Genomic DNA, 15,131 nt, shown 5'->3' with positions numbered 1-15,131 from the left:
GCACATTCCGCAGGTCAGGACGTACTCCGCAAAAGTACGAGGTGGTGCTGGACGAGTACCCGCGCCAGCGCGGCCGCCGTCTCCACCTCCGCCCCGGCACGCTCTGCGAGCTCCGCGACAGTCAGGACACGCGCATCGACCAGGACTTCCAGGAGCGGCTGCGCGGCTTTCGCGAACGTGTAGCGGCGGCCCGCCACCGTCAGCGCGACTTTCTGCCCCTCGTCGCGGAGCGCCGACGGCAGAATCGGAGTGAACTCCACCACAGTGTCCGGCTGCGGCGTGGCACCGTCCACCGCCCACGGCAAGGAGAAGGACTGGCGGCGCGGGAAACGGGAGTCGCGGTCGGTGAGGAACTCGTCGAGGCCGTGCTGTTCTGCCAGGTCCATCAGGTGACGGAGCAGTTCGTGCTGGTGCTTGCGCCGCTCCTCCGGGGTGGCGAACCGGGGCAGGTCCCGGCGTGCGAACTCGACCTCGTAGAGCCGGTCCACCAGCCACCGCGCCCAGTCCACCCCGGTAGCCCGGGTGAACCCGAACGTCAAGTGCATGCTGACGTCCCCGGTTCCGGTCACCGTGTGCCACCAGCCGCGCGGGACGTGCAGGACCTCCCCGGCACGGACGGTCCCCTCCCACACCGTGCCCTCAGGAGGCTGGTGGGAGTGGTCGATGTCTTCTTTCATCGGATACGGGCGGGTGCCCTGGCCGTGGACCTGCCAGTGCTTGGTGCCCGCCACCTGCACGATGAACGTGTCGTGGTCGTCCCAGTGGGTGTTGAACCCGTGGGAGTCCCCCCAGATCAAGTACAGGTTGACCTGGACCCGTTCGTGCACGAGACGCATCAGGTCGTCGGCGGCCGCGCGGATCGGCGGATGGATCCGGTCGATACCGTCAAGCACCAGGCTCGCGCCCTGCCGCAACTGTGCGTAGAGCGCTTCCGGCCGCACCAGACGGCGCTGCACCCCCGAAGCCTCACCGACCTCGGTGTAGTTGTCGAGGGGGACCGGTGCGCCGGCGCGATGCAGCCGCAGCCGGGGCGGCTCCAACTGGTGGGTGCTGAGCAGTTCGCTGAGCGCGTCGAAAGTGAGGAGCGGCGCCACGGTCTCTGCGCCCAGGTCGACGCGGATGAACTCCTCCGACAGCCGAGTGCGCAGCAGGTCTTCGCCCACCGCGGCAAGCAGCGTCTCAGTGAACAGTCGGTCAGTCATCGGATCCTTTCCAAAGTCGAAGAGGGCGTGGAGAGGGGAAAGCCGCCGAGGCACAGGGCCTCGGCGGCGCGCGGATCAGATGAAGTCGGAGCTACCGTCCGTACCGTCGCTGTCCTGACCAGCGGTGACATCACGCGACGTGACTTCCGGCAGGTCCTCGACCTCGACTTCGAAGAGGGCGTCGTCCATGGATCTCTTCACCTCCCTTGCTGCGTGCTGAGGGCCGCGCCCGCCGAGGGCCGGCGGGTCGGGGACAGCCCTGTCTGCGCGGCCGCGAACGCATGGGCGTCGGCCGCGAGTTCGACCGCGCGGCTGACCGCGCGCGGCCCGTGGCCCACCCCGTGCTCGTAGCGCAGCAGGATGGGACGCGGGCCGCGCGTCCGTTCTTGGAGGGCCGCGCACATCTTCCGGGGATGGGCAGGGCCGGTGCGGGTGTCGCCGTGGAAACCGGTGAGGAGCACCGCCGGATACGCGGCGGGCGGAGTGCGGAGCACCCGGTGGTAGGGGGAGTAGTCGAGTAGTGCCGCGAAATCCTCGGGGTCGGTGACGCTGCCGAATTCGCGGCTCCACATCGCGCCCAAGCCGAGCTGCGGGAAGCGGATCATGTCCGCGAGCGGGGCCAACGCGATGACTGCGGCGCACAGGTCCGGGCGGCGGGCGATCGCGGCCAGCACGAGCAGACCGCCGGCGGAGCCGCCGGAAAGGCACAGTTCGTCGCGGCGGCACTCTCCCCGGGCGACAAGGAAGTCCGCGGCGGCGACCAGGTCGCGGACCGCGCGTACTTTGTGCCGTCCAGCACCGGCGAGGTGCCAGGTGCGGCCGAAGTCGCCGCCGCCGCGCACGTGTGCCACGGCGTAGCGGCCGCCATGGCGCAGCCAGGCCAGCACGGTGGCGGAGAACCCGAACTGTCGAGGGCGGCCGAATCCGCCGTAGGCGTGCAGGATGGTGGGGCCCGGCGGGGTGCCGGGAAGCGCAAAGATCGTGAGGGGCACCCGGACCCCGTCGAAGGACAGGTACGACAGGCTGCGCCGTTCGATCGGGGTGCGCGGGGGCAGGGAGGCCGCGTGCGGTGGCCAAGGGACGGGGACGCCGTCCGCCCCGAGCGTGAACACCGTCAACGGGGTGGCCACGTCGGCGTAGCAGAAGTACACCTCCCCGCTGGTGTCCGCGGTTACCTGGGCGACCATGCCTTCCCCGGGCAGGGGGACCACCCAGTCGGCGCGGGCGCTGCCGGGGGTGTGGACGCGCAGTTCGCTGATGCCGAGCCGGGTGCGGGTGTACACCACGTCGACGGCGTCGGCACGGCCCGCCACCGCGAACCCGTCGAGGAGGGCGTCCGGGGCCTCGGGGACCACTTCCCGCCAGTGTTCCGGGGCGGGGGCGGCCGGGTCGGCCACACAGATCCGGCGCAGCGGGGCATGCCAGGTGGTGCGCAGGTACAGCAGGCCGTCTGGGCCTATCGTGGCCTCCGATTCCACGTCGCGGCCCACGTGCACCGGCCGCAGCACGGGAGCTTCGGGCGGGCTCGCGGCCAAGTCGGCCAGCCACAGGTCGTTGCGGTGCCCGGTGCCGTGGCTTTCGGTGACGACGAGCCACCGGTCGCGGTGGAGTCGCACGCCGGGCACGGTGCGTGCCGCTTGGCACGGGTGGACCAGCGTGTCCTCCTTGCGGCCTACCCGGTGCAGCCACACACCGCGCCGCCCGTTAGCGCTGTCGCGGCGCACGAAGTAGAACGCCGGTCCGTAGGAGGCGGGCAGCCACGCCACGTGGGCGTAGCGGACCCCGGGAATCGGAGGTTCGACGGGCCTGCCGGTGGCGACGGACAGGACGTGCAGTTCCCCGCGTTCGGTCCCGCCGTGCGACGTCTGGACTGCGACCAGGGTGCCGTCCGGGCTGGGCTCCCAGGCGTCGAGGGTGGTGGTGCCGTCCGGGGCGCCGACGGTCGGGTCGAACAGGACGCGTTCGCGGCCCGAAGGTTCGATGACGACGAGGCGAGGATGCTCGTCGCCGCCGTCGCGCCGGGTGGCGAACAGCAGACCGCCGCGCCGCAGGGGCGGAGACCACTGGGTGGTGGCGACCAGGTGGCGGATCTCCGCGGCGAGTGCGTCGCGCAGGGGCCAAGTCGGGAGAGCTGACTGGAACTCGGCGTCTCGGGCGGCGAGCCAGCGGAGGCAGCGCGGCGAGTCGTCGTCCTCCAGCCAGCGGTAGGGGTCAGGGACAGCAGCAGGCGACAAGAGACGCGGCGGGTTGCTGGGCACGCTTTGAAATACATCAACACCGCTGAAAGCGGGTCAAGGCAGGAACGGCTTACCTGACCAGCACAGGAATGTGACCCTTCCGCCATGTTTGACCCCGCCGGGACACGGGGCAGCCGCGGGGCCGAGTCCTGCTGGGACCGGTCTTACCGGGGGTTTGGCAGAAGCGCAGACCCCGAATCGAACATCTGCCGTGATTGGTTTAACAAAACAGAGGCGTCGTGGACGGCCACCGTGACCGGGCGGGCGGAGACCACGGCCAGCGCGGCGCGGTAGTCGGCCCCGGCGTCCAGGTCGCACAGCCACACCTGAGTGGGGGCTTCCGGCCCGTGCCAGGCCAGCAGGGCTGCAGCCGCATCGGGTGGACTGACCTCCACCGAGGTCAACCCCCCGGCCAGGCCTTGGCCGGTGGCTTTGAGGAGCGCCTCCTTGCGCGCCCAGTAGGTGAAGAAGCCCGCAGCACGGTCGGCGGCGTCGAGGGCACGCCACGCGGCGTGCTCCCGCGCGGTCAGTGCGTAGGAGGCGAGCCCGTCCAGATCGCGGTCGGTGATGCCCTCCACATCCAGCCCGACGGGGAGGCCACGGGTGAGGGCCACACCGACCCGGTCGCCCGAGTGGGTGATCGAGATCTCCCAGCCGGCCGCCGGACCGCCCGGATGCGGTTTGCCGTGCGGTTCAGGCCGGGTGCAGTGGCCGCAGCGGCGGTGGAAGACCACCTCGCGGGGGTCGCATCCGGCTGCGTGGGCGCAGAGGAGGCGCGCGAGGGCGTGCGCCACCGCGTAGCGGTCCCGGTCGTCGGAACGGCGGAAGCGGGAGTGGCGGGCCCGTTCGGTTTCGTCGAGCAGGCCGAGCAGCTCAGGGGAGGCGAGCGCAGGGGAGGCCCACCACACGTCGCAATGGTGGGAGGGAGACGTGGCAGACACCTCCCCATTGTGGCCTACGAGACCGGACCAGAGCGCACTGTGCCACCAATCACTCACAAAGGCTGATAGTTCACACACAAAAAATCGCCTAATAAGGCGAAAACGAACAAGTTCTGTGTTTGAATTGAGTCGTGGACAGTGCAGAGCGGATGGACCTCATCGTGGCTCGCCTCCGGGCTGAAGGGGAGGTGAGCGTTGCCGAACTTGCCGAACTCACCGGCCATTCGGAGATGACCATCCGCCGTGACCTGGACCACCTGGCGGATAAGGGCGTCCTGCGACGCGTGCACGGGGGTGCAGTCAGCCTCCTACCACGTGGCCAGGAACCGCCCTACGCCATCCGGGAGCGCATGGCCGTCGACGCGAAGAAGCGCATCGGCCAGGCCGTGGGCGAACTCATCAGCGACGGGCAGGCGGTCCTCTTGGACCGGGGCACCACCGTCGTGGAGGTCGCCCGTGCTCTCGCAGAACGGCACGTCACCGTGATGCCGCTGTCGCTGCAAGCGGCAGCGGTGCTCAGCGAGAGCACCACGGTCCGGCTCCTCATGCCCGGGGGAGAAGTGCGTTCCGGAGAACTGGCCATGACCGGTCCGCTGACCGAGGCCTCTTTGGCCGCGGTCCGCTTCGACACTGCTGTACTGAGCTGTTGCGGGCTCTCCTTGGCCGACGGGGTCACCGCCTACGACCTGGCCGACGTCGCCATCAAACGGGCTGCGATGCGGTCGGCGCGGCAGGTCGTCCTGGCCGCCGACTCCACCAAGATCGGCCAGGTGACCATGGGCCATGTCGGCCCCGTCAGCGACTTTGACGTGCTGGTCACCGACACTGGTGCGTCCGACGACAGCGTCACCGAGATCCGGGCCGCCGGAGTGGCGGTCCACCGCGTCTGACTGACCGGACACCGGTCCCTACAGGGTCCCGCCGGTCCCCGCGGCGGTCGTCCGCCGCAGTCCACCGTCCCGCCTGCGATCGCCGCGACCCTGCGGTCCAGGCTGTCCCTGCTACCCCCCATCGGATTGGTGAGCCGTGGCTGAGAACCAGCACGAATTCCGTCTGCCCGTTTCCGTCAAGCTGCTCCGGGAGCGAACCTCCCGGCTCCGTCGCGCCCGCATCGCCGTGGTCGCCCACTTCTTCATCGCGGGCATGATCATCGCGGTCTGGGCATCCCGTATCCCCGAGGTCAAGCAGCGCGCCGGCCTCAACGACGGCGAGCTGAGCCTGGCCCTGCTCGGTATGGCGGTCGGCTCGCTGGCCGCCATGCAACTGGCCGGGCGCATGGTGGACCGCTACGGCAGCGGCGCAGTGATGCCGCCCGCAGCGCTGCTTGCCTCCCTCACCCTCATCGGCCCAGGATTCGCCAACTCCCTGCCCTACCTGTTCACCGCACTGGTCGCGGTCGGGCTCGGCAGCGGACTCCTGGGCGTGCCGATGAACGTGCACGCGGCCCGGGTAGAGCGGCGCTACGGACGCCCCATCATGGCCTCCTTCCACGCCGCTTTCTCCATCGGCGGCTTCACCGGAGCAGCCGTGGGCGGCGCCACCGCCTACTTCGACGTGGCCGCGCCGCTCACCTTCGCTGCCGTGGCGCTGGCCATGGCAGGGCTCGCCCTTGGGGTGCGCCCGTGGCTGCTGCGGGGCCGCGACGTGGACACCGTGGCCGCTACCCGCCCCACCCCAGCCCCACCGCGACCGCAACGGGGGATACCGTGGCGGATCGTCCTGTTCGGGGTGGCAGCGTTCTGCTGCATGCTCGCCGAAGGCTCCGTCACCGACTGGGCCGCGGTCTACCTGCACGACGCACGGGGCGCGTCCGGGGCCGTAGCCGCCCTCGGCTTCTCCGCATTCTCCGCCCTCATGGCGGCGGGCCGCCTGGTCGGCGACCGGCTCACCGCCACCCTGGGCGCAGTGGCGATCGTGCGCGGCGGCGCGCTGGTGGCCACCGCAGGACTGACCCTGATCCTGGCCACCCCGTGGGCAGGGACCGGGATCGCCGGGTTCGCTCTCATGGGTGCCGGACTGTCCTGCATCATCCCGCACGTGTTCGGTGCGGCCGTGGAGTACGACCCGCGGCGCGCGGGCCGCAACCTCAGCTTCGTCTCCGGCATGGGCCAAGTGGGCCTGTTGAGCGGCCCGGTCGCGATCGGCGCGGTCGCGCACACCATCGACATCGCTATGGCGCTGGTGGTCCCAGCCGTGCTGTGCCTGGGGATCGCCGTCGTGGCGCCCGCGCTGCGCGGAGCAGTCGCCACGCGCAACGCTTCCGTGGACGCTACGGCATGACCTCGCGGGGGATCAGGCAGTCCGTCCTGTCCCCCGCGCTATCTTCTGCTGACCTCGCCCACGACGCGTGTAAGAACCGGATAAAGGGGGAATGCGTCCGCTGAGGTCGTGAGAGGAAGGTCGGCATGTCACCGCTGATCCTGCTCGGCATCGGCGCTCTCGCTGGTTTCGTCGTCTTCGTCATCCTGTTTATCCTCGCCCTGACACTGGGGGAGGTCCCGGAGAGCGCAGTGCACCCCGCCGACTACGCGGACGATGAGGCGATAGAACAGACCCTGCGCGCCCACGGGGTCCGTTTTTGCTGATGAATGCCCCCTATGATCATCCTCAACCCGCATCGGGTCTGAGGGGAGTGAGGGGTGGAAAGATGACGGTGCAGGACCGGCCCGCGTTCGCCGCCCGGCGCCGGGAACTCATCGTGGAACTGTTGCGCGCCCACGGCACGATGGCCCTCCGCGACCTGGCCCATGAACTCCAGGTCTCCGAGGTGACAGTCCGCCGGGACGTCCGGGTCCTGGAAGCCCAAGGAGTATTGGACCGCCGCAGGGGAGGCGCCTCTCTTCCCGGCTACCAGGGTCGGCGCAGCCAGGAGCAGACCACCACCCCGGAACTGGTGGCGATCGCCCGCACCGCCGCAACCCTGGTCGCGGAAGGAGACGCGATCGTCCTCGGCCCGGGCGAGGCGACCGCGGCACTGGCCGCCGAACTGGTCCGCCGCCGCGGCCTGACCGTGGTGACGAACTCGCTGCGCAACGCCCAGATCCTGGCAGACGCTCCTGAAGTAGAAGTAGTCGTCACCGGGGGAATCCTGCGCGGCGCTGACCTGGCGCTCGTCGGCGGGGCCGCCGAACAGGCGTTGGAAGGGCTGCGGGTGCGCCGCGCTTTCCTCACCGGACACGGGGTCACCGCGGAGCGGGGGGTGAGCACCTCGAACGCGGCGATCGCCGGAGTGGACCAGGCACTCGCTGCCTGCGCCGAAGAAGTGATCGTGCTGGTCGACCACACCCGGCTGGGGACCGACACCATGGTGCAGACCGTCGCCCCCGAGTCCATTGAACACCTGGTGACCGACAGCAACGCCGACCCGGAAGTACTGCTGACCTTCGAAGACATGGGAACCACCGTGCATGTGGCGGTGCCCGACCCCGACCGGGGCCGGTAGCGGTACGTCCCAGCGCTGCTACCCGCAGGCAAGAGAAAGCCGCTACGCTGAGCCGAGTCCGATAGTTGGAGGCTCGTTGCCATGCCTGTTGCGGTCACACTCCCCGAACCGTGGTCCCGCTCTCGGCTGAGTGTCGTCGTCCCCACCTACAACGAGGCGGAGAACCTGCCGGTCCTCGTCGAACAGGTTTTGGCGCTCCCCTTGCCGGAGCTGCGTCTCGTCGTTGTGGACGACAACTCACCGGACGGCACCGGTGAGCTCGCCGACAAGCTTGCTGCCGCGCATCCGGGGCGGATCACGGTCGTGCACCGCACCGCTAAGGACGGGCTCGGCCGGGCCTACGTGGCGGGCATGACCCGCGCCCTCGCCGACGGCGCAGAGTTCGTCGCCCAGATGGACGCCGACCTCTCCCACCCGCCGTTCTACCTTCCGCAACTGCTGGGCACCATGCTGTCCACCAATGCGGGAGTGGTCATCGGCAGCCGGTACGTGGCGGGCGGCAGCCTGTCGCAGGAGTGGGGACTGCGCCGCCGCCTGCTCAGCACCTGGGCCAACGCCTACGTCAAGGCGATCCTGGCGATGCCGCTCCGCGACATCACGTCCGGGTTCAAAGTGTGGCGGCGCAGCGCGCTCGAAGCCATCGACCTGCCCAGCATCCACAGCAGCGGCTACAGCTTCCAAGTGGAAATGCACTTCCGCGCCTACCGCCGCGGCCAGAAGATCGTGGAGATCCCCATCCACTTCGAGGACCGCGCTGAAGGCCACAGCAAAATGGACCTGGCAGTCCAGGTCGAGTCAGCGCTGCGTCCTTTCCTCCTGCTCCGCCACGAGCGGGCCCGCTCCCGGCACCGCACCTGAACCAGGCCGCGCCGGGCACGGTCAGAAAGGCTTGGCGGCCTTCTGCCGCCCCACACCGCCCAGCAGTTGCGACACCCGCTGCGGCGTGACCCCCAGACAGTAGGCGATCTCCCGGCCGTTCAACCCCTCCCTGTGAAGCCGGGCGACGACCGCGCGGGCCTGCCGCGCTGCTTCCTGCTGCGCCTGTGCTGCCTGGCGGGCAGCCTCCCGCGCCTGCCGGATCATCGCCTCGATCTCCGGGGCGAGGCAGACCACGACGTCCACGGCAAACGAGTCGTCCGGGACCCCCAGCGCAGCGGCGATCGACTCGCGCGCCACCGCTTCAGCCTGGGTCACCTTCGCTGCCGTCGCTGCCCCCACCCCTTCAATGTGGAGTTCCCAGCCCGCACCGCGGCGGTGCGCCCGGACTTGAAACCTCCTCATCCACCCTCCCCGCATCCTCCCCACCAGGCAAATCTAGATCAGGGAGCCCCAGAGAGGCCGGAAAAGCGCGCAGCGAGCCGCCACCGCAGGACAGCAGCGCGGCGCCCCGGCACCCTGGCAGGGCGCCGGGGCACGCCCACGACAGCGGCTACTGGGCAGCCAACTGCTCGGTGACCGAGACCCGGGAGGCGCGGTGCGCGGGAAGCACTGCGGCAAGCAGGCCAGCCACGACCGCCACCGCCACCAGGCCAGCGATCTCCGCGACAGGGACCGTGAAGATCAAGCCCATGAGGGTGACTTTCCCCGCGGCCCACCCGAACAGCAGGCCCAGGGCGATCCCCAGCGCACCGCCCGTCACGGAGAGCAGCACTGCCTCCACGGCGAGCATGCGACGCAACTGCGGCCGAGTCAGCCCCAGCGCGCGCAGCAGCGCCGACTCGCGGCTCCGCTCCAGCACGGACAGCGCCAGCGTGTTGGCGACCCCGAACACCGCGATGATGACCGCCAGCCCTAGCAAGGCGAGGATGACGAGGAACACGGAGTTGAGGAGTTCTTCGAACTCCAGCTTCATCTGGGAGACGTTGGCGACCTGCACTTGCGGGTAGTCAGCGATCGCCGCGTTGACCGCGTCGGTCACTTCCTTGGGGGAGGCGTCCGCGGCAGCCGTGATGTAGGCCTGGGAGTCCGGCACGTCCGGGAAGAGCCGCTCGAAGTCGTCGACGGAGACGAGCACACCGAGAATTCCGCCGCCGGCAGGCAGGATGGCCACCACCGTGGGGGACAGGTCGCCGTGCTCGGTGTGCAAGGACAGCGAGTCCCCGATGCCGACCTCGTGCTTCTGGGCGAGGTTCTCCGAGATCGCAGCCGTTCCCGGGACCACGTCAGCCAGGTCCCCTTCCTGTGCTTCCCCGATGTCCGTGCCGAGCTTCGCGTGCGGGAAGGCCGTCACCGGCGTGTTGTTGTCGTCCTGTTCGGTGCGCTGGGTGACCACGGTGGAGATCGCCGGAGAGGACCGCAGCTCCGCCACGACTTCAGCGGGCAGCTCCTGGTACTGGCCTGCCTGGTCCGGGTCGAGCTGGGTGACCATCATGTAGTCGACGGGGAACTGCTCATCGAGGCGGGTCTCCAGCGTGTCGAGCATCGAAGCGTTGACCACCGAGTAGCCGGTGATCAGGGTGGTGCCGACCGTCAACGCGATCATCGCGGCCGCTGCCCTCCGCGGCGCCCGCAGCGCATTGTCTACGGCTAGCGACGCAGGCACCCCGAAACGCCGTACCAGCCAGCCCAGGACGGTGATAACACCACGCACGATCAACGGCGCCCACACTGCCACGCCGACGAAGCACACCAGGCCTGAGGCCACCACCAGGATCATGGCGATCTGGTTCGGCTCCAAGCGCAGCGCCACCGTCAGCAGCGCTGCCGAGCCGAGGAGGAACAGCGAGCCGGTAACGGCCCGCAGCCAGCCGACACGCCGGTTCTGCTCCTCGGTCAGCGCACTGCTCCGCAGGGCAGCCAGCGGGGGGACGCGGGTGGCGCGCACCGCGGGGTGCAGCGCGGATGCCACACTGGACAGCACCCCGACGAGCAGGCCCACCACAATCGGGACAGCGGTGATGACCAGCGGGCTCGACGTCGTCGAATCGGTGATGAAGCGCTCTCCGAGGGCGAATGCGCCCCAACCGAGCCCGATCCCCGCGACGACCCCGACCGCGGAGGCAGCCATCCCCACCACGAGCGCTTCCACCAGGACAGCGCGGAAGACCTGGCCGCGGGTGGCGCCCACGCAGCGCAGCAGCGCCAGTTCCCGCTGCCGTTGGGCCACCAGGATCGTGAACGTGTTGTGGATCACCAGCGCGGCAACGAACACCGAAACGGCCGCGAACAGCAGCAGTGCCGTGGTGAAGATTCTCGCCTGGACTCCCGCTGTGCTCGCCAGTTTCTCCCCGTACTCGCGGCCGGTGTACACGTCAGCGTCCGCGCCTAGGGCGTCGGCCACCGCGGATTCCGCTTGATCCGCGGGCACCCCTTCGGCGGCACGCACGTAGATCTCCCGGTATCCAGTAACTCCGGTCATCCGCTGGGCGGTGTCGAGGGTGAAGGCGACCGCGCCCCGGTAGCTGATCGAGGTCTCCGGTCCGAAGTCGATCACCCCGGTCACTGTGAAGTCGTGTTTGGTGCCTTCCGGGTCGAGCACGGTGACCGTGTCGCCTACCTCGAAACCGCTGCTCGCCGCGGTGGCTGTGGCGAGCGCCACTTCGTTTGCGGTGCTGGGGAGGCGTCCTTCAACCGCGTCGTAACGCGGGACGTCGCCCCCCACAGAGATGCCCACCGTGGGAACCGTGCCCAGGGCGCGCCCTTGCTCGTCCAGCAGCGGCGCGGATCCGATGACGGCTCCCGTAGCTGCAGCGACTTCGGGAAGCTCGCGGACGCGGCGCAACGCCGACTCGTCCAGCAGCGGTGGCTCGTCTTCGTCGGCCGAAGTTCCCGTGGCGAGGGCGATGACGTCGACCCGGTCCATGGAGCCCATTGCCTGCACCGTGAAACTGCGGTGCAGGGAGTCGCCGAAGACGAGGGTGCCGGTGACGAAGACGACACCCAGGATGATGGCGAGAGAGGTGGCTATCAGCCGCCGCCACGCGAAACGCAGCCCAGCCAGTGTAGTGCGCAGCACGGGTCAGCCCTCCAGTCCAGCGAGCCGGTCGAGGATGAGCTGCGGGGTGGGGTGGGTGACGTCGTCGACCACCCGGCCGTCCCGCAGGAACACCACCCGGTCGGCGTAGGAGGCGGCGATCGGGTCGTGGGTGACCATCACGATGGTCTGCCCTAGTTCGCGGACCGAGTCGCGGAGGAAGGACAGCACTTCCGCGCCGGAACGGGAGTCGAGGTTGCCGGTGGGCTCGTCGGCGTAGAGCACTTCAGGGGAGCCCACGAGGGCCCGGGCCACCGCCACCCGCTGCTGCTGGCCGCCCGACAGTTTGGCGGGCAGGTGCTCCAACCGGTCGGCGAGGCCGGTGACCTCCACGATGTGGCGGAACCGCTCCGGGTCGACTTTGCGCTTGGAGATCTGGGAGGGGAGCAGGATGTTCTGCCGCGCAGTGAGCATCGGCAGCAGGTTGAACGACTGGAAGACGAAACCGATCCGGTCGCGCCGCAGCAGCGTCAGCTGCTTGTCGCTCAAAGCGGTCAGTTCCGTTGCCCCGAGGCGCACCGAACCGGACGTGGGCGTGTCCAGCCCGGCCATGCAGTGCATGAGCGTGGATTTCCCGGAACCGGAGGGCCCCATGATCGCGGTGAACGCGCCTCGTGCGAAGGACACGTCCACCCCGTCCAAGGCACGGACCGGTTCTCCCCCGGTCGGATAGACCTTGGTCAGTCCTTGGACGACAACAGCGTGGGGCTCCGCGGTCCCCGAAGGTGCGGGGGGTGTAGGCACGGTGGTTCTCCCTCGTCGAGATGGAACAGAACAACGTCAGATACCTCGACGCTAAATCCGCGCACTCCCCGAGAATCTCCGCCGCGCAGGCGATTCCTGCGTCCCCGAAAGAAAGGGGAGAAACGGCGGGAAACCGACTTTCGAAGAACGGCACCACCAACTTTCGTCGATCCGGGAATCCCGTCTTCAGGGGGAAGAAGCCCTGTTAACCAGGCTTTTAGACTCTCAGGTATGACACGGCGGTGGGGCGAACGGGTGTACGCGGCGTGGCAGTGGGGCAAGCAGCACCGCTTCACGCTGGCCGATGTCGGCTACGCGATATTTTTCTTCCCTCTGATCGTCGGGGGGATGGCTATCTCCGTCGTCGCTAGCGAACGCGGGGAGTGGGGTCTGGGTTACCTGCCGAGCCAGCTCTATGAGGTCTCCCCGGTCGCCGCGATGCTCGTGGGTGCCCAGCTCATCCTGGTCATCCCCTGCCTGGTCGCAGCAGCCATCCTGGTCCGCCGCCGCCGCCCCGAACTGCTGCTGGCGTCGAGCCTGCTGCTGATCGTGCTGTTCGGGAACGTCTGGGCAGCGCCTGTCGCGCTGTACAGCTATGCGGCGTGGTTCACCAACCGGTGGCGCCCGCTCGCGCTGTGGGCGGCCGCCCACAGCGCGGCGCTGGCGTTCGTCTACACCATGTGGGAGCCGTTCCTCATCATCCCGCTGGGAGTCACGTTCATCCTGCTCCCTCTCTTTTTCGGTATGTGGGTGGGGACGCGCCGGCAGCTCGTGGAGAACTTGCGGGAGCGCGCCGAACGGTTGGAACGGGAGCAGCATCTGCGCGCGGAGACCGCGATCGCTGCGGAACGCACCCGGATCGCCCGGGAGATGCACGACGTCGTCGCCCACCGGGTGAGCCTCATGGTGCTGCACGCGGGCGGTCTGGAAGTCTCCGCGCCGGATGAGCGTACCGCTGAGATCGCGGAACTGATCCGCACGACCGGCCGGGAAGCGCTCAGCGAACTCCGGGAGATCCTCGGCGTGCTGCGGAACGGGGAGGCGGCGCCTACCGCCCCCCAGCCGGTTTTGGACGATGTGGGCAGCCTGATCGACGCCGCGTGCGCTGCCGGGGCCAACGTCGACCTCACCACGACGGGAACTCCGCGCCCGTTGAACGCCCAAGTGGAACGCACCGCATACCGGGTGGTGCAGGAAGCGCTCACCAATGCGGTCAAGCACGCCCCGGGGGCGGAGATCGACGTCCGGATCGACTACGGCAGGACCGCGCTGACCGTTACCGTTGTCAACGGCCCTGCCACGGTGAAGGTCGCCAATCCCGTGCCTGACAGCGGGTACGGCCTGATCGGCCTGCGGGAGCGGCTGGCTCTCGTCGGGGGAACTTTTGTGGCGGGTCCACTTGCAGACGGCGGGTGGTGGGTGCGCGCTATCATCCCCGCGGCTCCCACCGAAACTCCCCGTCCTGCAGAGGAGATCTCGTGATCTCGGTTCTCGTGGTCGACGACGAGCAACTGGTACGTTCCGGACTGCGGATGATCCTGGAGTCCGCGCCTGACCTGGAGGTCGTGGGGGAGGCCGCGGACGGTGCCGAGGCCGTGGCCTTGGCGCGGAAGTTGCAGCCCGATGTGGTGCTGCTGGACATCCGCATGCCGGGCATGGACGGGCTGACCGCTGCCGCGCATCTCGCGGAACTCCCCAACGCGCCCAAAGTGGTGCTGCTCACCACGTTCGACTTGGACGAGTACGTGCACCGCGGGTTGCGGGCCAAAGCCGTGGGGTTCCTGCTCAAGGACACTCCGCCGCGGGACCTGATCACTGCGGTGCGCACCGTGTACGAGGGTAACGCGATGCTCGCGCCCAGTGTCACCAAGCGCATGCTGGAGCGGTTCGCGGCTCCTAGCGGGAACAGTGCCGCGGAGGCGGCCCGGCGGTTGGAAGTGTTGAGCGAACGGGAGCGCGCAGTGCTGGTCGGTGTGGCCCGCGGGTTGTCCAACGCGGAGATCGCGGCAGAGCTCGGCATGCGCGAGGCCACGGTCAAAGCCCATGTCAGCCGTATTCTGACCAAGCTGGAGAAGAACAACCGGGTGCAGATCGCGATTCTCGCCCACGACGCCGGGCTGGTGTGAGGGCAGCGGCCGGTAGCGGTGCGTGCGGGACGTGAGTCCCGCCTTTATGAGCCCTGTCCACTGCAGCGGCTAAAACACTGCGAAGAAACGGGAAGGCCCGTCTCGTAAGAAAACCGGGCGGATTCTTTCAAGGCCCGCTGCGCCAAAGAGAGGGTCCCGGTCTTTTCCGGGGAAGACGCGGATTGCTCCCTGGAGGTTCCCGCTACGCGGAATGGGAGATCCCGGCCCGGTGTCGCGTGCCGGAAATCTTTTTCTTTCCGATAGCGGCGGAGTATTTCAGCGCGATTGTTGCGGGATTTTCGCGTGGATTCGTGCTCGGGGTGACCGAGGGCGGCGGTTGGCTTTTCCGTGCTAGCCGCACGGGGTGGGTGAGCCGCGGAAACAATGCGTCCAGGGGCGCGGAGAGGGCGGCGCAGCAAGGGGGACTCGGCTGGATGGCGGCGAGGAGGAAGCCTGGTGGGAACAG

At 69.1% G+C, this 15,131-nt stretch carries 13 protein-coding genes; 7 read left to right on the top strand and 6 right to left on the bottom strand.

Translation table 11 applies throughout. The features are described from left to right. Positions 1 to 14: 14 nt before the first annotated feature. The 3 genes from TFU_RS09145 to TFU_RS09135 all read right to left on the bottom strand — a co-directional run bounded on the left by TFU_RS09145 (position 15) and on the right by TFU_RS09135 (position 4,380). Positions 15 to 1,202: a JmjC domain-containing protein gene (locus tag TFU_RS09145; protein ID WP_011292281.1), complete on the bottom strand. Its 1,188-nt coding sequence runs from the start codon at positions 1,200 to 1,202 to the stop codon at positions 15 to 17. Between the two features lie 197 nt (positions 1,203 to 1,399). Continuing rightward, complete coding sequence (locus TFU_RS09140) at positions 1,400 to 3,460, bottom strand: prolyl oligopeptidase family serine peptidase (protein WP_011292280.1); 2,061 nt, start codon at positions 3,458 to 3,460, stop codon at positions 1,400 to 1,402. Positions 3,461 to 3,603: 143 nt separating this feature from the next. Beyond that, a complete protein-coding gene (locus TFU_RS09135; protein ID WP_227480887.1) occupies positions 3,604 to 4,380 on the bottom strand; it encodes a 4'-phosphopantetheinyl transferase family protein in 777 nt (258 codons plus the stop codon). A gap of 131 nt (positions 4,381 to 4,511) precedes the next feature. On the opposite strand from TFU_RS09135, the gene TFU_RS09130 reads away from it, so the two are divergent. From TFU_RS09130 to TFU_RS09110, 5 genes are all read left to right on the top strand, one after another. Further along, a complete protein-coding gene (locus TFU_RS09130) occupies positions 4,512 to 5,270 on the top strand; it encodes a DeoR/GlpR family DNA-binding transcription regulator (protein WP_011292278.1) in 759 nt (252 codons plus the stop codon). A gap of 136 nt (positions 5,271 to 5,406) precedes the next feature. Further along, on the top strand, positions 5,407 to 6,660 hold the full coding sequence (locus TFU_RS09125) for an MFS transporter (RefSeq protein ID WP_011292277.1): 1,254 nt from the start codon (positions 5,407 to 5,409) through the stop codon (positions 6,658 to 6,660). A gap of 125 nt (positions 6,661 to 6,785) precedes the next feature. Next, the gene (locus tag TFU_RS09120; protein WP_011292276.1) at positions 6,786 to 6,965 is read left to right on the top strand and encodes a hypothetical protein; all 180 of its coding nucleotides are present in this window, start codon (positions 6,786 to 6,788) and stop codon (positions 6,963 to 6,965) included. Between the two features lie 62 nt (positions 6,966 to 7,027). Continuing rightward, complete coding sequence (locus TFU_RS09115; protein WP_011292275.1) at positions 7,028 to 7,822, top strand: DeoR/GlpR family DNA-binding transcription regulator; 795 nt, start codon at positions 7,028 to 7,030, stop codon at positions 7,820 to 7,822. 81 nt (positions 7,823 to 7,903) lie between these two features. Beyond that, positions 7,904 to 8,680, top strand: a complete 777-nt coding sequence (locus TFU_RS09110; protein WP_011292274.1) for a polyprenol monophosphomannose synthase — start codon at positions 7,904 to 7,906, stop codon at positions 8,678 to 8,680. 21 nt (positions 8,681 to 8,701) lie between these two features. On the opposite strand, the gene TFU_RS09105 is transcribed toward TFU_RS09110, so the two are convergent. The 3 genes from TFU_RS09105 to TFU_RS09095 all read right to left on the bottom strand — a co-directional run bounded on the left by TFU_RS09105 (position 8,702) and on the right by TFU_RS09095 (position 12,539). Further along, positions 8,702 to 9,103, bottom strand: coding sequence for a hypothetical protein (locus TFU_RS09105; RefSeq protein ID WP_011292273.1), 402 nt, complete (start codon positions 9,101 to 9,103; stop codon positions 8,702 to 8,704). Between the two features lie 148 nt (positions 9,104 to 9,251). After that, positions 9,252 to 11,777: an ABC transporter permease gene (locus tag TFU_RS09100; RefSeq protein WP_011292272.1), complete on the bottom strand. Its 2,526-nt coding sequence runs from the start codon at positions 11,775 to 11,777 to the stop codon at positions 9,252 to 9,254. Positions 11,778 to 11,780: 3 nt separating this feature from the next. Then, positions 11,781 to 12,539, bottom strand: a complete 759-nt coding sequence (locus TFU_RS09095; protein WP_011292271.1) for an ABC transporter ATP-binding protein — start codon at positions 12,537 to 12,539, stop codon at positions 11,781 to 11,783. Positions 12,540 to 12,770: 231 nt separating this feature from the next. Between TFU_RS09095 and TFU_RS09090 the strand changes: the two genes are divergently transcribed. Further along, positions 12,771 to 14,021 carry a sensor histidine kinase gene (locus TFU_RS09090; protein ID WP_011292270.1) on the top strand — a complete coding sequence of 417 codons (1,251 nt, stop codon included), beginning with the start codon at positions 12,771 to 12,773 and terminating at the stop codon, positions 14,019 to 14,021. Next, positions 14,018 to 14,665: a response regulator gene (locus tag TFU_RS09085; RefSeq protein ID WP_011292269.1), complete on the top strand. Its 648-nt coding sequence runs from the start codon at positions 14,018 to 14,020 to the stop codon at positions 14,663 to 14,665. The genes TFU_RS09090 and TFU_RS09085 overlap by 4 nt, the downstream gene beginning before the upstream one ends. Positions 14,666 to 15,131: the final 466 nt, after the last annotated feature.

It is taken from the genome of Thermobifida fusca YX (assembly GCF_000012405.1).
GTDB lineage: Bacteria > Actinomycetota > Actinomycetes > Streptosporangiales > Streptosporangiaceae > Thermobifida > Thermobifida fusca.
The sequence above is the reverse complement of the archived record's forward strand: the minus strand, read 5'-3'. Positions and strand labels throughout refer to the sequence as shown.

What these genes read in the sequence shown, in the direction of transcription:
- TFU_RS09105 (WP_011292273.1), bottom strand. Translation starts at nt 9,103, where the DNA reads ATGAGGAGGTTTCAAGTCCGGGCGCACCGCCGCGGTGCGGGCTGGGAA.
- TFU_RS09110 (WP_011292274.1), top strand. Translation starts at nt 7,904, where the DNA reads ATGCCTGTTGCGGTCACACTCCCCGAACCGTGGTCCCGCTCTCGGCTG.
- TFU_RS09090 (WP_011292270.1), top strand. Translation starts at nt 12,771, where the DNA reads ATGACACGGCGGTGGGGCGAACGGGTGTACGCGGCGTGGCAGTGGGGC.
- TFU_RS09120 (WP_011292276.1), top strand. Translation starts at nt 6,786, where the DNA reads ATGTCACCGCTGATCCTGCTCGGCATCGGCGCTCTCGCTGGTTTCGTC.
- TFU_RS09145 (WP_011292281.1), bottom strand. Translation starts at nt 1,202, where the DNA reads ATGACTGACCGACTGTTCACTGAGACGCTGCTTGCCGCGGTGGGCGAA.
- TFU_RS09115 (WP_011292275.1), top strand. Translation starts at nt 7,028, where the DNA reads ATGACGGTGCAGGACCGGCCCGCGTTCGCCGCCCGGCGCCGGGAACTC.